Source organism: Arthrobacter sp. T572 (genome assembly GCF_056780115.1).
Genome location: NZ_JBRAZQ010000002.1, coordinates 4060013 through 4080204, shown reverse-complemented (window position 1 = coordinate 4080204; position 20192 = coordinate 4060013). Strand labels below are relative to the sequence as shown.

Sequence of the window (20192 nt, the reverse complement as noted above, 5' to 3'; positions counted from 1 at the left end):
AATGACCACGGCAACCAGATCACGGCGGAGCAGCAGCACTGTCCGCAAGGGGCGCGTGGCCCGGACTGCGGCCACCACGGTCGCATTGTGCCTGTTGGGAGGCATGGGGTCGGCCTACGCCTACTGGGCAACGGCAGGCGCCGGAAGCGGCAGCGCCACCAACGGAACCATGCAGGACGTCACGGTGGACGCGCTCGTCCCGGGCGATACCCTGCAGACCGCCTTGGTCCCCGGCGGCACGGCCGACGTCATTGTCCGGGCCGGCAACCCCAACCCGCATCCTGTCACCGTCCATGCCGTGGGCACCAGCGGAGCCGTAACGGCTGACGCCTCCCACCCGGGCTGCTCGCCCACGGACGTCACTTTCACCCCACCGGCCGGTTTCCAGGAGCCGGTGGTCATTCCCGCGAACACCTCCATCCTGCTGACCCTCCCCGGAGCGGCCAGCATGGGCGCGTCGTCACCGTCCGCCTGCCAGGGAGCCCGGTTTGCTGTCCCCGTCACCTTGGAGGTGCGCAAGTGAGCCGGCATCGTCAAGAAGGCCCGCCGTCCACGGGCCTGGTGCGGCGTTGCGCCGTGATCGTTATGGGCGTTCTCCTTCTTTCATGGGGTGGCCCGGCGGCCAGTGCTTTTTGGAGCTCGGTGGCCAGCAACTTCGGGGCGGCCGCAGCCGACACCGTCGGCCAGGGCGCCACTCCCAGTACCAGCGTTTCGGGCAGCACCGTCAGTGTCGCGTGGGAGGCCGGCACGACGGCGGCAGGCAGGTCCGTGACCGGCTACAGCATCGCCCGCTACAGTGCAGCTACCGGGGGCACCGCGATTGCTGCCGGCGGAACCTGTAGCGGAACGGTGGCTGGATTGGGTTGCTCCGAGACGGTCCCCTCCGGGACCTGGTACTACACAGTGACGCCGTTGCTGTCGTCCTGGAAGGGTGCCGAAAGCAACCGGGGCGCGGCGGCTGCCATCGATTCCACCCCGCCTGCTGCTCCTGCAATTACTGCGCCGACCTACGTCAACCAAGCCAATGTGGGGAATGTGCCCGTGAGCGGAACAGCCGAGGCCGGGTCCACGGTGGTCCTGATCGTCACCGACTCGGGCACACAGTCATCCAGCCAGACCCTCACCGCGAACGCGGCGGGCGCTTGGACGGCAGCGCCGCTGAACCTTACGGCCTTCAACGCCGGAACCATCACGTACTCGGCCCGGGCCACTGATGCGGCCGGAAACACGGGGGCTGCAGGCACAGCAACGTCCACCAAGGACGTCATCACACCGGCGGTGGGCTCGGTCCGGCTGAACAACGGCGGAGCCACGGCCGGCAAGGTGGAGCGGGGCGACTCGGTCACCATCACCTTCTCCGAACCGCTCAACCCGGCCACGATCTGCAGTGCCTGGACCAACGGCCCCGGTATCCAGACGCAGAACGGCAACGGCAACAACCAAGTGGTAGTGAACATCAGCGCCAACGATGTCCTCACCGTCACCGGCGCGGGCTGCCCCACACTCCGGGTTGGTTCCGTGGCCCTGGGAGCGGACTACACCTCGGTGCCGCTCACCTTCATGGGCAACAACACCAACGCATCCAGCCTGCAGTGGAACCACGACCAAAGCACGCTGACCATCACCCTGGGAGCCGGTACGGCGGGAGCGGCCACGATCACGTCCACCACCGTCTCCCCGTCCTACACCCCGGCAGCCGGAGTGACGGACGCAGCCGGAAACGCCTTGCCAACCACGCAGACAGCAGGCCTGGCCTCACGGTTCTGACCTGGAGCCCGAACCCGGAAGTGCCCTTCATCCACCGTGATGAGGGGCACTTTTGGCGCCCGAACCCTGAGTAGCCCAGCGGGCCGGGAGTAACCTTGGAAGCGGACGCCAGTGCCGCCGTCGTACTTTTGATCCTGCGACGGAAGGCGAGCCGCCCCTTGAAGGCTGTCACGGAAATGTTCACGATGGGTCCCGGAAACAAGGACCACCATCCCGCTCTCCGTTGCGCTGTAGGTGTGTTCGTTCCGCTGATTACCCTGACGTTGATGGGGCGGCTGGATCTGGCGGTGTTCGCGTCGTTCGGTGCCTTCACGGGAATCTATGGGCGCAACGAGCCACACAGCGTCCGGTTCAGGAGTCAGCTGCGTGCCGGCGGCTTCATGCTGCTGGTGATTCTGTTGGCTACGGTGACCGCGCGTGTGGCGGGTGCACTGGGCATCGACGGCATGGCCTACTCCTGGCTCCTGACGGCGGCCACCACCCTGGTCGCGGGGCTGTGTTCCGTGGTGGTGGCTGCGTGGCGGCTGAGGCCGGGAGGCTCACTGTTCCACATCTTCGCTTTCGCCGCGATCGCGTCCATCCCCTCGCAGCCCTCGCTATGGGAGGCGATGCTGGTCTCAGTCCTCACTACCGGCTTCTGCCTGCTCGTGGGCATGTCGTCGCGTGTGGTGAAGAGCCATCGCACACCCTGGAAGCGTCCCCCGCCGATCCGGCATACGGCTCCCGAGCGGCGTGCCATGTGGCTGGAGGGTGGCGGCTACCTGGTGGCGGCTGGCCTTGCCGGGACCATTGCAACTCTGGTGGGCGAGCGGCTGGGCTTTGGGCATACGTACTGGGCGATGGTGGCCGCCGTGGTGCCCCTGGTGGGGCATTCCACCCGGCATCGGGTGAGCCGCGGCATCCAGAGAATCGCAGGAACGGTGGTGGGGCTGGTGTTGCTTGCCGGCATCCTGTGGCTCAACCCGGCTCCCTGGGCCATGGTGCTGGTGGTTGCGGTGTGCCAGTTCGGAGCCGAGATGTTCATCGCCAGGCAGTACATGGTGGCGCAGATCTTTGTCACGCCCCTTGCTTTGGTGGCCACACTGCTGGCTGCGCCGGTAGACCCGGGGCTTTTGCTTCGGGACCGCATCGTGGAAACGGTCATCGGTGCTTCAGTGGGCGTCGCGGTGGTGGTTGCCCCCGCTGTCTGGCGCAGGGTGCGCGGATCGTCCGCCTAGCGCGGCGGTTTGAGTGCAAGGACCTGTTGCGCCTAAAATCAATTGCTTAGACAGTCAAGATATATGTCTATCAAGGGGTTGGTGATGAGCAACAGAAGCGCGACGCTGGGTTATTGGTACGGCACGGCCGACCGTCCGCAGGCCGATGCTGTCGACGTCCTCAACGAACTCAGGGATTACCGGGCCGCTGAGGCTGCGATGCGCAGACGGACCCGGACTGCCATGGGCATGGGGGAAACGGACCTGATTGCCCTTCGGTATTTGCTGGAGGCCGAAAGGGCCGGCAAGGACGTGGGGCCCAAGGAGCTCGCTGTCAGGCTGGGCGTCACCTCGGCCTCGATGACCTCCCTGGTGGATCGGCTGGTGAAGTCGGGGTACGTGACCAGGGAGCCCCATCCGACGGACCGTCGCGCCTTGATCCTGCGCTCTACTCCTGGCGCAGACCAGGAGGTGCGGAACACGCTGCGCGACATGCATCAGCGCATGATGGAAGTCGCGGAGTCGCTGTCGGGGGAGGAGGCAGCCTTGGTGGCCGCTTTCCTGCGCCGCATGCGGGCCGCCATTGATGAGATCGGCAGCTGATTAGATCCTCATTGGACATTAATGCTAAGTAAGCATATAACTAGATTGCCAAGCTACTTAGGAATCTAGCCAGTGGGAGTACCGATGACAGCAGTGCTGCGTGAGCCGAATTCCTCACCGGAAGTCCAGGAAGTCCAGAATACCCAAACCGTTCCGTCGACGGATGCCGGGAATGCTCCGGAGGGTGACGTTCCGCTTCTGGACGAATCAACCATCGAAGAAGAAGCCGCGCCCGGAGGCGATCTGGCTGCTGCTGTCGATGAGGCCGTCGAGGGGGTGGCAAGGGGCGAGGAAGTTGCTCTTGCAGATGGTGTTGCCCTTGCTGGCGAGGTTGCTCTTGCGGACGGTGTTGCTCTTGCCGGCGGCGTTGCGCTTGCCGGTGACGTTGCTCTTGCCGGAAAGATTCTGGAAACCGCCGGAACGGCGTTGGGCACGGTTGACGCCGGGGAGCTGGCCGTCGTCGAAAAGCTCGCCACCGGCCCTGTCCACTGCGGCTCCAACATGGCAGTTTCGGCCGGTCCGGCTTTTGAATCCATGCAGTGGGTCACGGTAGAGCCAGTGTGGCCGGAATGGGCATGCGACTGCGGTTTCCGCATGGACATGGACGCAGTGGACCCTGTCAGCAGCGTATGGCTTGCCGCAGTGCGGCGGCAAAGCCTTCAGCGGGAGCTCACAGTTGCCCAGAACACGCTTGAACTGGCTTTCAGGAAGGCTGTCGACGCCGGCGTCGAGCCTCAGGAACTGGCCAGGCTGGCGGGAATACCGGCCCACGAAGCTGAAACCCTCGTCCGGTGACGCTCGCGGATCCCGGGCTAAGCGAGCCGGCGCACCGTCCGGATCCTGAATCCGGGCACCCGGTACTGAACGGCAGGTACCGCCTCGGCCGGCACCTGGGCGGTGGATCCGAAGCCCATGTGCACGAAGCCCTGGACCTGCGCACCTCGAACCTTGTTGCCGTGAAGGTTTTCCGCGCCAAAGATCCCAGCGACGACGCCCCGTATCGGCGGGAGCTGGAGATCCACAGCCGGCTTAAGCACCGGAACGTCGTCCGGATCCGGAATGGGGGCCGTGCCGTCCTTGATCAAGGGAGCGGTGAGGCGCGCAACTTCCTGGTAATGGAGCTGGTGGACGGTCAAGACCTCAGAAGCATTACCCACGCCGGTCCGGTGTCCTCACTGCGGACAGCCGCATGGATGACGGACATCGCCAGTGCACTGGCCCACGTCCACCGGAGGGGCGTCATCCACAACGACGTGAAGCCCGGCAATATCCTGGTGGACTTCAGCAGGACTCACGACGGCGAGGCGAGACTGACCGACTTCGGCATCGCCCTGAGTTCGCGCCATCAAGCGCCCGGCTCCTCGTCCGGAACTCCGCATTACCTGAGTCCGGAGGAAGTTGCCGGCGAACCGGCGACGGCGGCCAGCGACATCTACTCCTTAGGCTTGGTGGCGCTCGAATGCCTCACCGGGACCAAAGCATTCCCCGGGCCGCCCCTTGAATCGATGGTTGCCCGGACGCTGACTGAACCAAGGATCCCGGGCACTGTTTTACGGCGTTGGTCCATGGTGTTGCACGCTATGACGGATCCAAGCCCGGAAGCGCGGCCGACTGCGCGAGAAGCCACCAGGATGCTCCGCCGGATCAACCGGTAGCCGGTCACAAATCCCCCGTAACTCCCCAAATGGGGGACTCCTCGTCGGCTCGGATACGCTGCATTCGATCTACGCCGCATCCGCATGCTTGGGGGTAACCAATGACGCTCTCCTCGGCCCGGGACGCCACCGGCCACCCACAGCCTGGCCGACCGCAGTCTGGCCAGCCGCAGCGTGACCGGCCGCAGTCTGGCAGGCCGCAGCGTGACCGGCCGCTGTCCGGCAGGCCGCAGCGTGACCGGCCGCTGTCCGGCAGGCCGCAGCGTGGCCGGCCGCTGTCTGGCAGGCCGCAGCGTGGCCGGCCGCAGGAGCGTGGTGCACTGGGTACCATCCTGGGTGCGTTCAGCGTGGTCGCGCTGGTGGGGGGATTGTCGCTGGCCCTCACCAAGCTGGCGGCCGCTTCGCCCGGTTGGGGTCCCGCTTACGACGGCTGGGCCGCAGCAGCCGCCGGCCAACCCCTCGCCGCATTGCGTTGGTTCCTTGGCGACATGACCGAGCCGCTCTTCTTCAAATCTGAACTCGCGGCAATCGGCCTGCTGGCCGGGGCCGTCGTGGCATGGTGGTGCGGACGGCGACGCCGCGGACTCCGGAAGGGGCTCGAGGCCGGCAGCGACCCCTGGGGCGGATTGAGCTACGGTACCGGCCTCTGGCCTTGGGTGCTGGCTTCGGGGATGCTGAGCCTGCTCTTGTCCAACCTTGCGTTCAGCAAAATGCTCGACGGCGGATGGCAGCCCACGTTTGTGCCCCTGGTTTGTGTGGCCCCGGCCATGGTCCTGATGTACGGACGCGGGTGGTTGACCTGCCTCACCGCGGCGGTCCTTGGGGTATTGACCACCACGCCCTTGGCCCTGCTGTTCATTCCCGCGGTCTCTGTTCCGCTCGGTCTTCCTGCCGTGGTCGCCAACGTCCTGGCCATGGCAGCGGGATCGGTGGTGGCGTTTGCGATCGCCCGCAGGCTGCCTTGGCTTGTCCTGCGGAAGCAGGACCCGGCACCGGAAGCCGGCCCACCGCCGTCGGGCACCAACCAGCTGCGCGCCGGCAACCAGCTGCGCGCCGGCAACCAGCTGCCCTCCGGTAACCAAGTGCGCGCCGGCGACCAAGTGCGCGCCGGCAAGCAAGTGCGCGTCGACGCGAGCTGGGCGGCGCAGAGGGTCCTGAAGGACTTCACCGAGACACACTTCTACGCCAACGGAATCGCGGGATTGGGGTTGATCGCCGGGGTCTCGATCGCGTTCGTGCTGAATCCGGCGCTCCCGGCGTACGGCTCGGGACTGCTGCCGCACATCCTGTTCGCCCAGGCCCTCACCTCTGCGCTGGGCATCGTGCTCTGGCGCGGCTGGTACCGGGGCGGCGGGTGGGCGGCGACCTACGCGTCAGTCGTGTCGGTTGCCCCGGCGGCAGTCCTCGCCTTCAATGGCTCGTGGCAGGGCATCGTTGGCGGGGCCGTGCTGGGAGCGGTACTCGCGCCACCTATTGCGCGCGTGGTGTCGGCACGCCTTCCAGAGGGATTCCACCCGGTGATCGGGAACACCGCTGCCATGGCCATCACGACGGCGGTCACCGTCCCGCTGCTCGGATTGTTGCCGTCCTGAGAGCCTCCGCACTTCGCCAATGGGTCTTGAGAATTTCCTGAGCAACAGTTGAGGGTTTGCAGGACCGGTTCTTGATGCTGCCCCGGCACAGTAATTCCTGTCAGCCGGACAGGCTGGATGAAACGGCCGGCCCGCAGTGGTGGCCTCTCGGAAGGACAGGATCCACATGGCCATCAGCCTGAAGACCACCAGCGGCAAGATCCTCGCGTCGGTCGCACTCGTAGGCACCGCGGCCGCCGTCGCCGGCATGGGCACCTACGGTGCCTTCACGTCGTCGACGTCGGCAAACCAGGCAGTCACGGCCGGCACCGTCACCATCGCGCTGGGATCCGGCACCTCCAACACGCTCAGCGTTCCGGTGGCCGGGCTGCTCCCCGGGGACAAGGTGGAAAAGCTGGTCACCCTGGGAAACACCGGCAACTCCGACCTCAACGCCATCACACTGACGACGTCGGCCGGCGCCACTGGCTCCCTCCTCACCACCGACGTGACGCACGGACTGCAGCTCACCATTGAAAACTGCAGCGTTCCCTGGACGGGCACCGCCGCACCCTACGCCTGCAACGGCAACAAGACCACCGTGATGGCCTCCGCTCCCGTGATCACCGCCAACAAGGTCCTGAACAACCTGACCTCACTGGCATCCTCCAAGACGGACAACCTGAAGGTCACCACCTCGTTCCCCGCCACTGCCCCCGATACCTTCCAAGGCGCCGCCAGCACCATCGCCTTCAGCTTGACCGGAACCCAGCGCACCGAAACCGTCAAGTAGCTGCACCACCACAGGCTCCGTCGGGCCTGGTCGGGCCTCCCCCCTGCCTGACCAGGTCCGCCGGTGAAACCGTGAATCCACCAACGGCGGATTTCCATCCGACTATCGCAGAACCTAAACACCGCAGAACCCGACCATCGCAGCCCCCGACCATCGCAGAACACCGCCATCACAAGAGGAAGGAACGCAGGACATTGAGCGCATTGACAAGCTTGGACCACCCCGGCCTCCGTGACAGGCGTTCCACCGGGGAATCAACTGGCGCTACCCCCAAGACCGCCGCTGTGAAGCAGTCCGCAGCGGCACCCAAAGCAGCCATGAAGCGGGGCGGTATCCACCGCATTGCAGGTGCAATCTTCAGGATCGTGGCCGCGTGCATGCTGGTAGTGGCGGCGCTGATGTTCGTGTTCCTCGCGATAGGTCCCAGGGTCCTCGGCTATCAGACGTCCACCATGCTGACCGGGTCCATGGCCCCGCTGATCAACCCCGGCGACGTTGTGGTCACCGTCCCCACCAGCATCAGCGATCTCCAGGTGGGAGACGTCATCACCTACCACATTCCCGTGGAGGACCAGCGGGTGGAAACCCATCGGATCACGGACATCACCCCTGCTGCAGACGGACAGGTGGCAGTGCAAACAAAGGGCGACGCGAACAACGGCGTCGACCCGTGGATCGCCACACTGCAGGGCGAAACCGTGGACAAACACGTGGCCACGATTCCCTACGTGGGTTCGGCAATTCGTGCCCTGCGCGAGCCCGTCGTCCTGAATGCCCTCATGTACGGAGCGCCCGCTGTCCTGGTGGTCGGGATGCTTGCCTCCATATGGGGCACGAAGCCGGACGGGACGCCCGGGGCCAGCGGGGCGCGCAGGGCCAGCGAGATGCCCGGACCCAGCGGGACGCGCGGGACTACCCGGGACGGGACGCCTGAAACCACTGGTCGGGAGGTGAGCGGCGATGTCTGAATTCCCTTGCGATCATCCGGCCCCCGGCACCATGGGTCCTGCCGGCAGTCCCGCCGAAACACCTGTCTTCGAGGACCGTCGACTTCAACATCTGGCGGACGAGCTCGGTGATGCCCAACCAGTCCTGCGCCTGTGCTCCATGTACCTCTCGATGTTGCCCGGCCGCATCTCGAACATCTGCAGCGGGCTGGACGAAGGTGATGAAGAGGCAACCATGACCGCCGTCCTGAGCCTGAAGGTTTCATCAGCCATGGTGGGCGCGGTGGAAGCCGAACATCAGTGCCGTGAGCTTGAGCTGATGATCAGGGCCCATCACCTGGACTTCGTGGCCAAGGCACTGCCCGCACTCCAGAGCTACAGCGAGCGATGCGTAGCCGCCGGCCCGCAGTTGCTGGGCAGGGCGTGGGAAACCTTGGCACGTGGAATTCCGCTGATTCCGGGCCAAGCAGCAAACCCACGGCCGGCCGGGGGGATCTAGTCCCCCTGGCCGCCGTGGGCTCCAGTCGTCGTGCCGGCGGTTACCGTTCTCCCGCCGGCACGGCATCCATATCTGTCTTGATGTGGTGGGGTACCAACAGCAGTGCAGCCACCGCCAGGACCCCGGCCCCGGCGAAGACGTAGAACCCGGCGGGGTAGGCGATGTTCGCGGCAACCAAGGTGCCGGTCACCGCGGGACCCACAATGGCACCAAGCCTGCCCACGCCGGCGGCGAATCCGAGGGCGGTTCCCCGCAGCCTGGCCGGGAACAGCTGGCTCACCCACGCGTAGACCAGCACCTGCGAACTGAACACGAAGATGCCCGTGACGAACACGGCGGCGTTGAGCAGCAGTTCATTCTGGATCTTGACGCTGAGGACCGCCAGGAACACCGCTGACAGGCCGAACCACATCAAAACGATCTTCTTGGTACCGTGCCGGTCGGCCAGGATACCGGCGAGGACCAGGCCCGCCACGGCCCCCAGGTTCAGGACAAGCAGCAGGGTCAGGCCCGTGCTGACGGTGTACCCGGCGGCGGCCATCAGCTGCGGCAACCAGGTGTTGAGTCCGTAGACGAGCAGCAGTCCCATGAAGGACGCGATACCGATGCCCACGGCAACCAACGGGTATGGCTTTTGAAGCAGGTCGCGGAAGCCGGTCTTCGGCGCCGCTGTGGTGCCGTCTGAATGCCCGACGGCGGCACCCGCCTTGGGCTCCCGACCCGCCGCTGAAGGGGCTGCTTCCGTCAGGGACTCGGGGAGCTTGGCCCACAGGAACGGCAGGAGCACCAGCCCCGCCACGCCACCAATGATGAACATCAGCCGCCAGTTGGGAACGATGACGATGGCCAGGAGGGCGGTAGCGACAGCGCCCACGTGGTAGCCGGTCATGGTCCTGGTGGTGGACTTCCCTGCCGACCCTGCCGGCGCATAGTCGTTCATGTAGGCGAGGGCGGCGGGAAGGCATGCTCCCAGGCCGAGCCCGGCCAACATTCGCAGGACCGAAAAAACTGCGACGTTGGGTGCGAAGGCGATGGCGATCGTGAACAGGGAGAAACCGGCCACACATGCGATCAGCAGTTTGCGGCGGCCGAACTTGTCCGAAAGGGGTGCGATGAACAATGCCCCGAGGCCGACGCCGACCAAGGAGATGGTGGCTGCGAAGGTGGCACCTACAGCATCGAATCCCAGGTCGCCGGTCTTGATGAGCGTAGGGATGACAGTGCCCAGGACCACGAGGTCGAAGCCGTCAAGGACCATGGCCAGCCAGCAGAGCCAGACGGGCCATTGGGAGCGGCGGGAAGATGACATCGTTGGCATAGCGTCCTCGGTAAGTGTGATGAGCGGTTGACCCGCCAGAACGGCCGGTCAGTTATGAGAGTTCTATCACCCGGACTTGTTGCGCAGCACACGTTCTACCATTGAATGGAAGGCGCTCGCCTATCGTGAGTCAAGCGGGGTGCTGATCAAGGCACTGGCCGGACGTGGGTCCGCGTCACGAAGCTCGCGAGCGCGCAGGCAAGGAGGCAACGTGGCCAATTCGATATCGGGGGATTCGGTGGTGGACCGCGTGGTCAGGATACTTCAGGCGTTCCCGGAAGGCGTGACAACGCTGCAGCTGACCGAGCTGGCCGAACGATCCGGGCTGCCGTTGTCGTCTGCCCATAGGTTGGTGCGGCAACTTTCACATCATGGGCTGCTGGATCTGGGGGCAGGAGGCAGCGTCCGGCTGGGGCTCCGGCTATGGGAACTCGTCAACAGGAACTCGCCCACATTGGCCCTTCGCCAGGCGGCCATGCCGTTCATGGAGGACATCCAGCAGGTCCTGAACCAGAACGTGAACCTCGCTGTTCTTGAAGGATGGGAGGCGCTTTTCGTCGAACGCCTTTCCCGCCGCGGTTCGGTTGCGAACAGGGCGAAGATTGCCGGACGGATGCCGGTCCACATATCCTCGGCGGGGCTCGCGTTGATGTCCAACCAGCCCCGTGAACTGCAGGCGGAGTACCTCAAGCAGTTCCAGGATCCGACCGGAAAGGTGAGTGTCGACGTCGTACGTCACTTGCTTGCCGAAGCCGCCCAACAGGGGTACGCGCAGCTTGCGGGCGTGGTGGATCCTGACACGTGGGGGATTGCGGTACCGGTGATGAACGGCAAGCGGAAAACCGTTGCCGCGCTTGGCGTGGTTGTTCCCTTGGCCGAGGTGCGGCTGCAGGCGCTGGTTCCGGCGCTTCAGACCGCTGCCCGTGGTATCGGACGGTTGCTGGCCGACTGAAGGATTCCGTTGAATGGAATCCCTGTAACGTCGGTCACGGCGTCTGGTTCACACTGATTCCAGACTCAGCCCGCTGCTTCGGCGGGGCGCAAAGAAGCGAGGAACTCATGGCCAGAACAACCATCACCACCCAGGTCGCCATCATGGGCGCAGGTCCGGCAGGCCTCATGCTGTCACACCTGCTGGCCAAACAGGGCATCGAATCCGTGGTCGTGGAAATCCGCAGCCGCCAGCAGATCAGCGAAACGGTGCGCGCAGGCATCCTCGAACACGGAACGGTCAACCTGCTGGTCGATTCCGGGGTGTCCGACCGTGTACTCCGGGAAGGAGACCGGCACGACGGTATCGAGCTTCGCTTCAACGGCGAAAGTCATCGCATCAATTTCAAGGAACTTGTGGGCGAGTCCGTGTGGCTCTACCCGCAGACCGACGTGTTCATGGACCTGGCCGCGCGGCGTGAGGCCGACGGTGGCGACGTCCGGTACAACGTCACGGACACCAGCGTGCATGATCTTGAAGGTAAGCCCAAGCTGTGGTTTACCGACGCCGACGGTCAGGAATTCGCGGTTCAGGCGGACTTCCTGGTCGGCGCCGACGGCTCCCGCAGCCACTGCCGGTTCCAGATCCCCGAAGCGAACCGGAAGTGGTACTTCCACGAGTATCCGTTCGCCTGGTTCGGTATTCTCGCCGAGGCGCCCCGTAGCGCCGACGAGCTTATCTACGCTAATTCCGCCGACGGGTTCGCACTGATCTCCCAGCGCACCGAAACGGTGCAGCGCATGTACTTCCAGTGCGACCCGAAGGAAAACGTCGACGACTGGGATGACGAACGCATCTGGTCGGAATTCCGCAAACGCGTGAACGGCAACGGGTTCGAGCTCAAGGAAGGGCCGGTCATCGAGAAGATGGTGCTGCCGTTCCGCAGTTTCGTGCACACCCCGATGCGGCACGGCAACCTCTTCCTCGCTGGCGATGCCGCGCACACCGTGCCGCCTACCGGGGCCAAGGGGCTCAACCTCGCAGTCCACGACGTCAAGGTGCTGTTCGAAGGCCTGGAGTCCTACTATGCCAGCGGGTCCACGTTGCTCCTGGACACGTACAGCGACCGCGCCTTGGACCGCGTCTGGAAGGCCCAGCATTTTTCCTACTGGATGACGTCCATGTTGCACACCGTCCCTGGTGCCGATGATTTCGACCGTGCCCGCCAACTCGGTGAGTTGCACTCGGTGGTCACGTCGGAGCATGGCAAGGCATACCTCGCCGAGGCCTACACGGGCTGGCCGGGCTCTCGGTAGGTTCGGCGGTTGCTGGCCTGATGGTCGGCGACAAGTCCGGCGGCTGGTTTAGTCCCCCGGTTCGTGTTGAGTCTGGTGGCTGTTCCCGGCCCGATGCTCTTCCTGGCCCGATGCTCCTCGTGTGGTGACTACGACCGCAATGCTTTAGGCCGACTCGGCTTCGTGTCCTGATTTCGTGGCCCATTTGAGAGGCGCTCGACAGCAGCGCGTCACCCTCTGGTGACCGCTGGCTGTCGGGCGCTTCTGTGTTGTCCTGGCGCGTCTGATTCATGCGTCTGTTTCATGCGTCTGTTTCAGAGAGCAGGTCTAGGAGTCAATCCGGCCTGCCCCGTTCGGGCGGCGGTCCGCTGTTCGTGGTCGGGATCTCCTTCACCGGCACCTGCCGTGTGTGGTTTGTGGGCGTGTGGTTTGTGGGCGTGTGGTTTGTGGGCGTGTGGTTTGTGGGCGTGTGGTTTGTGGGCGTGTGGTTTGTGGGCGTGTGGTTTGTGGGTGAGTCGTGGGTGGCGTGTTTTGTGTGGGTGGTTGTGTGGTGGTGGTTTCGGCGTGGGGCTTGTTGGGGGTCAATGTGTGGCGGTGGGGTAAACCATGGGGTGCCGTTCCGGGTGGTGATTTTCCATTGTTCTTTGTGGATGAGGTGGTGGTGGTGTGAGCAGAGAAGGGTGCCGTTGTTGGTGCTGGTGGGTCCGCCGTGTGACCAGTAGGTGATGTGGTGAGCTTCGCACCAGGGGGCGGGGATGGTGCAGTCGGGGAAGGCGCAGCCTTGATCACGGGCGGTGATGGCTTTGCGGATGTGGGGTGGGAAGATCCGGGTGGTGCGGCCGATGTCGAGGATTTGTCCGTCGGTTCCGAGCAGGACGGGCAGGATGTCGGCGTCGCAGGCGATTTTGCGGATGGTGTTGGGGTGTAGTGGTCCGGTGAAGGTCGCGGTTCCGGTGGAGAGGTGTTTTTGGGTGGGCTTGGTGGTGGGGTGGAGCTGGTTGAAGAGTTCATGGGCGTCGATGGTGATGGTGAGTTGGGGTTTGAGGCCGCCGTTGGCTGGTAGATGGGTGGTTTTGAGGGCCAGTGCGCAGGCGGCGACGAGGCCGTCGAGGAGCTTTTGCGCCCGGGAGCGGCGGTCCAGTTCCGGGGCGGGCCCGGGCGTGGGGCTGGTGGGTTGCTTGTGGCTGGTGGGTGTTCGGTGGGGTGGGGTGCCGGGGTGGGCCAAGGATTTGTGCTCGATGACGGCTGCGGTGGCCGGGGCGGGTTTGCTGGCAGCGGGGTAGGTCTTTGCGACTGCTGAGGGGGTCGTGTCGGCGGTGGTGTCGGCGGCTGGATAGGTGCCGGTGCCTTGGGCGTTGAGGCAGGCGGGGCCGGGTGCGTTCGGTGTGGTGGTGCTGTTGTTTGGCGTGGCGCCGGGAGTTTCTGGGGTGGGGCCGGGTGCGTTCGATGTGGTGGTGCTGTTGCTTGGCGTGGTGGGGGTTAGACGGGGGTTGGTGGCGGCGTTCATGGCTGTTGCGAGGGTTTCGTATTGTTCGGCGGTGGCGAAGATTTCGATGTGGTGTAGTCCGTGGCGGGGTTTGCGGATGAACGCGCCTTGGTGGTGGCGGAGGGCTTCTTCGGTGGGTTCGGGGCCGTCCTGATCGATGCGGTCGCTCCAGCGGCGGGCTATTTTGGCGACGAAGTCGGGGTCAGATTCGGTGGCGGTGGTGGTGAGGGCGTGTTCCATGGCGGCCAAGGTCTGCGGATGGGCGGCGTGCCGGACCTGGTCCAGGGCGGTGGTGATGATTGTTGCTGAGCGGGATGGTATTTGGGCGGTGGCCAGGGCGTGGGCGAGCCCTTCGTGTCGGGCGGGGGTTGGCTGGCCGGTGATTGTTGTTCCGGGGAGGGTGTCGTGGGCCAAGGCAAGGCGGCGCCGGGCTTCGCGGATCTCGATCCGCAGCCGGGCGCGAAGGAATTCGGCGGTGTTGCGGTATCCGTCATCGAGTACGGACCTGTTCTGCCAAGCCGGCTCGGCCGAGGTGCTCCCTTCCCCGGCGGTGGTGCGTGCTTCTTTCGCGGCCGGGAGGGTTCCGGTTTGGTCGGCAGGGTCCTGGCCTGGGTGCCCTGGGGTGTCGGGGGTGCCTGGGGTGTCGGGGGCGTTGCCGGTGTCGAGGGTGTTGTCGGTTTCGGTCCAACCCGTCCGCCATCCCGGCCCCGCACCCGCACCCGCACCCGCGCCGACGGTTTCGGCAGCAAAAGCGGTGGTGGTGTGTGGGGTATGTTTGGCTGCCTCGCGGGTTCGCTCGACCGCTTGGGCTGCAACTATCTGGAGGTACCCAATGGTCCGGGCGAGGTCTTCGACCCGGCCGGCGAAGTCAGCGGCCTCTTGGACATCGAACAGCCGTGCCGCCGAACCCGCCGCGCTCCGCAGGGCTTCGAGGGCGGCGGCGCCCTCTTCCAACGCCTCCTCCACTTCACCACCGGCGGGAGCGGGCGTGGGGCCGGCAAGGGCGGATGTTCCTGCCCGAAGGGCCGCGACCTGTCCGTTGATTCCCATGAACCAACCCTCCCAACCCGCCGCCGCTATGTAACCACCCAACATCCCGTATGTGGAAAACCACCGCACCGGCGGAACGGACACCGCGAAACCCGGTGAAGGGATGTCCGGGAGGAGCGCCGGCGGAACGGACACCGCGAAACCCGGTGAAGGGATGTCCGGGAGGAACGCCGGTGAACCCGTCGGGATGTGCGAGGGGAACGCCGGTGAACCCGTCGGGATGTGCGAGGGGAACGCCGGTGAACCCGTCGGGATATGCGAGGGGAACGCCGGTGAACCCGTCGGGATATGCGAGGGGAACGCCGGTGAACCCGTCGGGATATGTGAGAGGAACGCTGATAAACACGTAAGGATGTGCGAGCGGATCGCCGGAAAACCGTCGGGATGTGCGAGGAAAGCCGATAAACCCGGTGGGACGTGAGAGGGAAACACAAACCCGATTTTTGCCTTCCCCCTTGCCAACTAAACACTAAGCATGCTTACGATATTATCAATCCGTGATGCAGAACGATCGATTCCACGATCCCACTCCGCTCCCGGATCCTGAGACCGGTGAAGCAGGCCGCCGGACATGAAAAGCACCACACATCGAATTCCAAGGAGACGCCATGCTCGCCAGGGAAAACATCGACCGTTTGTTGGGCCTCGACGGAAATGTCCGCACCACAGAAGGGGACAAGGTTGGCTCGATTGGTACTTTCTACACAGACGACGACACAGGGGAGCCTACGTGGGTGACCGTCAAAACCGGTCTCTTCGGCACCTCCGAGTCGTTTATCCCGCTGGAAGGGGCCACCGTTGACGGTGACGACGTCCTGGTTCCTTACAGCAAGGACCACATCAAGGACGCGCCAAGGGTAGCCGAGGATGGCCACCTGGATCCCGAAGAGGAACGCCGCCTCTACAGCCACTATGGCATCGAAGACGGCTACGCCCCAGGAACCGGGACGGCTGGCTACGCCACCACCTCAACCGGAACCACCACCGGAACCGGAACCACCACCGGAACCGGAACCACCACCGGAACCGGAACCACCACGGGGGCCGGAACCACCGGCTTCGGCGACCGCACGGACGATGTGGACGCCGACCGTCTGGACAACGACCGCGCCTCCCGCGGCGACGACGCCATGACCCGTTCGGAGGAGCGGCTCAACGTGGGCGCCGAGCAGACCACCACAGGCCGCGCCCGACTGCGCAAATACATCACCACGGAGCATGTCAGCACCACGGTTCCCGTGCAGCGCGAGGAGGTCCGTCTGGAGCGTGAGCCCATTACGGACGCCAACGCCGGTGATGCACGTTCGGGCCCGGACCTGACCGAGAGTGAGCACGAGGTGACCCTCCACGAGGAGCGTCCGGTGGTGGAAAAGGAAACCGTTCCGGTGGAGCGGGTCCGGTTGGAGAAGGACACGGTCACGGAGAACGTCCCCGTCAACGAGGAAATCCGCAAGGAACGCATCGAAACGGACGGCACCGACGAGACCCGTCGGCTCTAGCCCTCACTAGCCCCTCCAGGGCTGACGGATTCCAAAGCCAAGGGGCGTCAGCCCCGGGATTCCGCCACCGGTGGGGTCAACACCAGTAGGGTCAGCGCCCGACGGCGGGAGGTCGCCGTCGGGCGTTTGGCCCACCACCTGCTGCTACCGCAGCAAGGCCGCAGATCGGATGGCCATGAACAAGGAACAGGACACGGAGCAGGGCTCACCTACCACACAGCAGATGAGCACCGTGGGCCAGCGCCGCCGCGAGGCTGAGCGCAAACTCGACCAGCACCTGGAGGAGGCCCGGCACAAAGCGGAGTCCGCCCATCCTGACGAGCAGACGACCGAGTCGTAAGTCAGCGGCTGGTTTCCGGCCGCTTCTCCGGGGCCGGATGACTCGTGCCCGGGCCGCTCTCCATGGCGTTCTTGGGCAGTTGGCCGGATCCCCGTTCGGGATGCTTGGGCCGCTGCAATGGAGTGTCGCTGCCGTGGGCTTGGCCGTGGTGGAGTTGCAGTGCGCAGTGGATCAGCGGGAAGTGGCTGAAGGCTTGCGGTGTGTTGCCCAGTTGTCGTTGGGAGGCCGGATCCCATTCCTCGCTGAGCAGGCCGACGTCGTTGCGGAGTGACAGCAGGCGCTCGAACAGTGCGGTGGCTTGGTCCCCTCGGCCCAGTCCCAGCAAAGCATCCACCAGCCAGAACGAGCACGCCAGGAATACGCCTTCATGTCCGGTCAGTCCGTCGTGACCTGACTCTGTCCGGTACCTCAGCACGAGGCCATCTTCCGTGAGCCGCTCCTGGATGGCCTGCACGGTACCCGCAACCCTGGGATGGCGGTGCGGCAGGAAGCCGACGCGGGGAACCAGCAGCAAGCTGGCGTCGAGTTCCTTGCTGCCGTAGGACTGGACGAATGAGTTGAGTTCCTCGTTGAAACCGTTCCTCATCACATCAGCGTGAATCCCGCTCCGCAGTGCTGCCCAACGGTCGTCCGGTCCGGGCAAGCCAGAGGTCCTGACCGCCTTGACCATGCGGTCTGCCGCAACCCAGGCCATGACCTTGGAGTGCGTGAAGTGGCGGCGCGGTCCGCGCATTTCCCATAGTCCGTTATCGGGCTTGTCCCAGGCGCCTTCGAGGTACTCCATCAACGCGACCTGGATGTCCCACGAGGTATCCACGGTGCCCGGCGGTGACGCAGCCCGGGTCAGTGACAGTCCGTCCAGGACTTCACCCCACACGTCCAGCTGGAGTTGGGGTGCGGCGGCGTTGCCGGTGCGGACCGGCCGGGAGTTTTCGTAGCCGGACAGCCAGGGGATGTCCGCTTCGGGAAGCCGGCGGGAGCCGTCCAGGCCGTAGACGATCTGCAGCTCGGAGGGGTCGCCGGCGATGGCGCGGAGCAACCATTCGCGCCAAGCTGCGGCTTCTTCCGTGTATCCGGCCGCCAGGAGCGATTGCAGCGTCAGCGTGGCGTCACGGAGCCAGCAGAACCGGTAATCCCAGTTCCGGGACCCGCCAAGTTGTTCGGGCAGGGAGGTTGTTGCCGCAGCCACGATCCCGCCGGTGGGAGCGTACGTCAGGGCCTTCAGCGTGATCAGCGACCGCTCCACGGGGTCCTTGTACTTGCCCTCCATCTCGCTCCTGGCGATCCATTCGCGCCAGAACGAATCGGTGGCGTCGAACGCCTTGAAGGGGTCGATGCGGCGTGGCTCGGGTTCGTGGCTCGGAGCCCAGCGAAGCGCGAAGGGGATGCGGTCTCCCGCTCGCACGGTGAACTCGCTGACGGTGTGTTTGTTTTCTCCCCGCAACGGGGCCGGTGTGGTGAGGTAGGCGGAGTCGGGTCCCGCCACTGCGCTGATGCCGTGTTTGCTGTGGCGGACCCAGGGCACCACCCGGCCGTAGTCGAAGCGAAGCACCACCTCGCCGCGCATGGCCACCTCGCCGGAGAGCCCTTCCACGATCCTCACAAGGTCCACGGCGTCGTCGCGGACGGGCATGAAGTCGGTGACGCGTACTGCGCCGCCGTCAACTTCCCATTCGGTTTCCAGGATGAGCGTGTCCGGCCGGTACCGGCGTCTGGTGCAGTTGCCCGGGGCGCCGGCGGGTGCAATCAGCCAGCGGCCGGCTTCGCTTGTGTCCAGCAGTGCGGCGAAACATGCGGGGGAGTCGAAACGCGGAAGACACATCCAGTCGATGGACCCGTTACGGCCCACCAAAGCCGCGGTGTTCAGGTCCCCGATGATCGCGTAGTCCTCAATCCTGGGCAAGGCATCAGATCCTTCCGTCGGCGTCCTGGCTACGCCCGACGCTACTCCTTACGGGCACGGCCTGAAAGAACCGGCCCGACGTAAGGCGGACAATGCAAGGCACAAAGCTCTGGTGCCCCCACATTCTCCGTCAGTATGCTTACCATATCGGCAGTGCCCGGGTTCTTCCGTTCTCCGGACGCCGACCACGAGAGGAGCACGACCATGAGGATAGGTTCTTCCATAGCCCTGATCGCGATCGGTGCGATCCTGGCCTTCGCTCTTGCCCCGGGACTCATTCCCTTTGTTGATCAAGTTCTTATTGGCTACATCCTGATAGTGGCCGGAGTCATCGGCCTCATCGTTTCCATCATCCTGAGCACCCGGACCCGGCGTACGGACACGGTCGTGGAGCGCCGCGGCGCGCCGGACACGATCGTCGAACGCCGCACCGATATCTAACAGAAAATCAGCCAGGCACCCTGGCGACAAAGCGCACGACGGCGGGAGGTCGCCGTCGTGCGCTTCCTTGCGTTAAGGCGGGGTGCTGCGCCGCTGCCACTCAGGCAAGCGACAGCGAGAACGACAGGACGAATCCCGCTGCCGTGCTCAACGCCACCGCCGGGCCGCCGTGTTCGTAGGCTTCCGGCATCAGCGTGTCGGCCAGGGAAGCAATGACGGCGCCGGCGGCGAAAGCGAGCGGCAGGGAGATGGTCTGCGGATCCGCGGAAGACAATGGTCCTGCGCCCAGCATCACCGCGGCCACAAGGAGGACGGCGCAGACGGTCCACAGCAGCATGGTGGCGCCGGCGGACTTGCCTTGGCTGCGCATGGAGGACGCGCCCACCAGGGCCTCGGGCAGGTTGGATACGAAGATTGCGGCCAGGAGGGCAAGGCCGCCGGAGCCTTCCTGCAGGGAGATGCCCAGGGCCACATTTTCCGGGACGCCGTCCAAGGTTACTGCCGCCAGCAGGGCCATGCCGGCGGCGCCGCGCGTCGAGGCGGAGGTAGCGCGCTTGCCGGAGGCGGCGGCGTCGGTGTCGAGCTTGGGGCTGCCTTGGATTTCGTCGGCAGGTTTGGTCTTGTTGCCCGCCTGCGCCCAGCGGTCCAGCAGTGCACTCAGGACGGTGAAAACCAAGGCTCCGGCGGCGAGGCCCAGTGCCGCCCTCAGGATGCCGCCCTGTTCGTAGGCATCTTCAAAGAGTTCAAAGGCAAGGGCCGTGATCAGGGAGCCGGCAGCGAAGGACAAGAGGATGGCGAGAAGCCGCTTGGGCAGTTCGAACCGCACGCCGACCAGGGCGCCGATCACCAGGGCGCTGGAGGCAATCAATCCAAACCACAATGCTGCCATCACACGGCC

At 65.2% G+C, this 20192-nt stretch carries 20 protein-coding genes; 16 read left to right on the top strand and 4 right to left on the bottom strand.

Translation table 11 applies throughout. The features are described 5' to 3' along the window. Position 1: 1 nt before the first annotated feature. The 10 genes from ACUYMZ_RS20090 (at position 2) to ACUYMZ_RS20045 (ending at position 9031) form a co-directional block, all read left to right on the top strand. Positions 2-523: a hypothetical protein gene (locus tag ACUYMZ_RS20090; protein WP_481605586.1), complete on the top strand. Its 522-nt coding sequence runs from the start codon at positions 2-4 to the stop codon at positions 521-523. Further along, positions 520-1767, top strand: coding sequence for a hypothetical protein (locus ACUYMZ_RS20085; protein ID WP_481605584.1), 1248 nt, complete (start codon positions 520-522; stop codon positions 1765-1767). The genes ACUYMZ_RS20090 and ACUYMZ_RS20085 overlap by 4 nt, the downstream gene beginning before the upstream one ends. A 158-nt stretch (positions 1768-1925) precedes the next feature. Further along, on the top strand, positions 1926-2984 hold the full coding sequence (locus ACUYMZ_RS20080) for an FUSC family protein (protein WP_481605945.1): 1059 nt from the start codon (positions 1926-1928) through the stop codon (positions 2982-2984). A gap of 84 nt (positions 2985-3068) precedes the next feature. Beyond that, positions 3069-3566 (top strand): MarR family winged helix-turn-helix transcriptional regulator, encoded by a 498-nt coding sequence (locus ACUYMZ_RS20075; protein ID WP_481605582.1) that lies wholly within the window; start codon positions 3069-3071, stop codon positions 3564-3566. A gap of 84 nt (positions 3567-3650) precedes the next feature. Continuing rightward, on the top strand, positions 3651-4361 hold the full coding sequence (locus ACUYMZ_RS20070) for a hypothetical protein (RefSeq protein ID WP_481605580.1): 711 nt from the start codon (positions 3651-3653) through the stop codon (positions 4359-4361). Beyond that, positions 4358-5221: a serine/threonine-protein kinase gene (locus ACUYMZ_RS20065; protein WP_481605579.1), complete on the top strand. Its 864-nt coding sequence runs from the start codon at positions 4358-4360 to the stop codon at positions 5219-5221. Before ACUYMZ_RS20070 ends, ACUYMZ_RS20065 begins: the two co-directional genes overlap by 4 nt. 101 nt (positions 5222-5322) lie before the next feature. Continuing rightward, positions 5323-6813, top strand: coding sequence for a hypothetical protein (locus ACUYMZ_RS20060; protein ID WP_481605577.1), 1491 nt, complete (start codon positions 5323-5325; stop codon positions 6811-6813). 166 nt (positions 6814-6979) lie between these two features. After that, entirely contained in the window at positions 6980-7585 is a 606-nt protein-coding gene (locus ACUYMZ_RS20055) for a TasA family protein (protein WP_481605575.1), read from the top strand. A gap of 194 nt (positions 7586-7779) precedes the next feature. Then, positions 7780-8553, top strand: coding sequence for a signal peptidase I (locus ACUYMZ_RS20050; RefSeq protein WP_481605573.1), 774 nt, complete (start codon positions 7780-7782; stop codon positions 8551-8553). After that, complete coding sequence (locus ACUYMZ_RS20045) at positions 8546-9031, top strand: Hpt domain-containing protein (RefSeq protein WP_481605571.1); 486 nt, start codon at positions 8546-8548, stop codon at positions 9029-9031. Before ACUYMZ_RS20050 ends, ACUYMZ_RS20045 begins: the two co-directional genes overlap by 8 nt. A gap of 40 nt (positions 9032-9071) precedes the next feature. Here ACUYMZ_RS20045 and ACUYMZ_RS20040 read toward each other — a convergent pair whose 3' ends face one another. Next, positions 9072-10349 carry an MFS transporter gene (locus ACUYMZ_RS20040; RefSeq protein ID WP_481605569.1) on the bottom strand — a complete coding sequence of 426 codons (1278 nt, stop codon included), beginning with the start codon at positions 10347-10349 and terminating at the stop codon, positions 9072-9074. Between the two features lie 211 nt (positions 10350-10560). On the opposite strand from ACUYMZ_RS20040, the gene ACUYMZ_RS20035 reads away from it, so the two are divergent. Next, the gene (locus ACUYMZ_RS20035) at positions 10561-11301 is read left to right on the top strand and encodes an IclR family transcriptional regulator (RefSeq protein WP_426004771.1); all 741 of its coding nucleotides are present in this window, start codon (positions 10561-10563) and stop codon (positions 11299-11301) included. A gap of 107 nt (positions 11302-11408) precedes the next feature. After that, positions 11409-12596, top strand: coding sequence for a 4-hydroxybenzoate 3-monooxygenase (locus ACUYMZ_RS20030; RefSeq protein ID WP_481605567.1), 1188 nt, complete (start codon positions 11409-11411; stop codon positions 12594-12596). 313 nt (positions 12597-12909) lie between these two features. On the opposite strand, the gene ACUYMZ_RS20025 is transcribed toward ACUYMZ_RS20030, so the two are convergent. Continuing rightward, positions 12910-15111, bottom strand: a complete 2202-nt coding sequence (locus tag ACUYMZ_RS20025) for an HNH endonuclease signature motif containing protein (RefSeq protein ID WP_481605565.1) — start codon at positions 15109-15111, stop codon at positions 12910-12912. Between the two features lie 52 nt (positions 15112-15163). Between ACUYMZ_RS20025 and ACUYMZ_RS20020 the strand changes: the two genes are divergently transcribed. The 3 genes from ACUYMZ_RS20020 to ACUYMZ_RS20010 all read left to right on the top strand — a co-directional run bounded on the left by ACUYMZ_RS20020 (position 15164) and on the right by ACUYMZ_RS20010 (position 16950). Further along, positions 15164-15532: a hypothetical protein gene (locus tag ACUYMZ_RS20020; protein ID WP_481605563.1), complete on the top strand. Its 369-nt coding sequence runs from the start codon at positions 15164-15166 to the stop codon at positions 15530-15532. Between the two features lie 187 nt (positions 15533-15719). Beyond that, positions 15720-16610, top strand: a complete 891-nt coding sequence (locus ACUYMZ_RS20015) for a DUF2382 domain-containing protein (RefSeq protein ID WP_481605561.1) — start codon at positions 15720-15722, stop codon at positions 16608-16610. A gap of 175 nt (positions 16611-16785) precedes the next feature. After that, positions 16786-16950, top strand: a complete 165-nt coding sequence (locus ACUYMZ_RS20010; protein WP_442423125.1) for a hypothetical protein — start codon at positions 16786-16788, stop codon at positions 16948-16950. A gap of 1 nt (position 16951) precedes the next feature. Here ACUYMZ_RS20010 and ACUYMZ_RS20005 read toward each other — a convergent pair whose 3' ends face one another. Beyond that, positions 16952-18853 (bottom strand): glycoside hydrolase family 15 protein, encoded by a 1902-nt coding sequence (locus ACUYMZ_RS20005; RefSeq protein ID WP_481605558.1) that lies wholly within the window; start codon positions 18851-18853, stop codon positions 16952-16954. 204 nt (positions 18854-19057) lie between these two features. Here ACUYMZ_RS20005 and ACUYMZ_RS20000 point away from each other — a divergent pair, with 204 nt between their 5' ends. After that, positions 19058-19294 carry a DUF6458 family protein gene (locus ACUYMZ_RS20000; protein WP_426004765.1) on the top strand — a complete coding sequence of 79 codons (237 nt, stop codon included), beginning with the start codon at positions 19058-19060 and terminating at the stop codon, positions 19292-19294. A gap of 100 nt (positions 19295-19394) precedes the next feature. On the opposite strand, the gene ACUYMZ_RS19995 is transcribed toward ACUYMZ_RS20000, so the two are convergent. Next, entirely contained in the window at positions 19395-20183 is a 789-nt protein-coding gene (locus ACUYMZ_RS19995) for a ZIP family metal transporter (RefSeq protein WP_481605944.1), read from the bottom strand. Positions 20184-20192 lie beyond the last annotated feature (9 nt).

Bases quoted from the DNA above. Each gene is read 5' to 3' on its own strand.
- ACUYMZ_RS20090 (WP_481605586.1), top strand. From the start codon at position 2: ATGACCACGGCAACCAGATCACGGCGGAGCAGCAGCACTGTCCGCAAG.
- ACUYMZ_RS20075 (WP_481605582.1), top strand. From the start codon at position 3,069: ATGAGCAACAGAAGCGCGACGCTGGGTTATTGGTACGGCACGGCCGAC.
- ACUYMZ_RS20070 (WP_481605580.1), top strand. From the start codon at position 3,651: ATGACAGCAGTGCTGCGTGAGCCGAATTCCTCACCGGAAGTCCAGGAA.
- ACUYMZ_RS20060 (WP_481605577.1), top strand. From the start codon at position 5,323: ATGACGCTCTCCTCGGCCCGGGACGCCACCGGCCACCCACAGCCTGGC.
- ACUYMZ_RS20055 (WP_481605575.1), top strand. From the start codon at position 6,980: ATGGCCATCAGCCTGAAGACCACCAGCGGCAAGATCCTCGCGTCGGTC.
- ACUYMZ_RS20045 (WP_481605571.1), top strand. From the start codon at position 8,546: ATGTCTGAATTCCCTTGCGATCATCCGGCCCCCGGCACCATGGGTCCT.
- ACUYMZ_RS20040 (WP_481605569.1), bottom strand. From the start codon at position 10,349: ATGCCAACGATGTCATCTTCCCGCCGCTCCCAATGGCCCGTCTGGCTC.
- ACUYMZ_RS20030 (WP_481605567.1), top strand. From the start codon at position 11,409: ATGGCCAGAACAACCATCACCACCCAGGTCGCCATCATGGGCGCAGGT.
- ACUYMZ_RS20025 (WP_481605565.1), bottom strand. From the start codon at position 15,111: ATGGGAATCAACGGACAGGTCGCGGCCCTTCGGGCAGGAACATCCGCC.
- ACUYMZ_RS20015 (WP_481605561.1), top strand. From the start codon at position 15,720: ATGCTCGCCAGGGAAAACATCGACCGTTTGTTGGGCCTCGACGGAAAT.
- ACUYMZ_RS20010 (WP_442423125.1), top strand. From the start codon at position 16,786: ATGAACAAGGAACAGGACACGGAGCAGGGCTCACCTACCACACAGCAG.
- ACUYMZ_RS20000 (WP_426004765.1), top strand. From the start codon at position 19,058: ATGAGGATAGGTTCTTCCATAGCCCTGATCGCGATCGGTGCGATCCTG.
- ACUYMZ_RS19995 (WP_481605944.1), bottom strand. From the start codon at position 20,183: ATGGCAGCATTGTGGTTTGGATTGATTGCCTCCAGCGCCCTGGTGATC.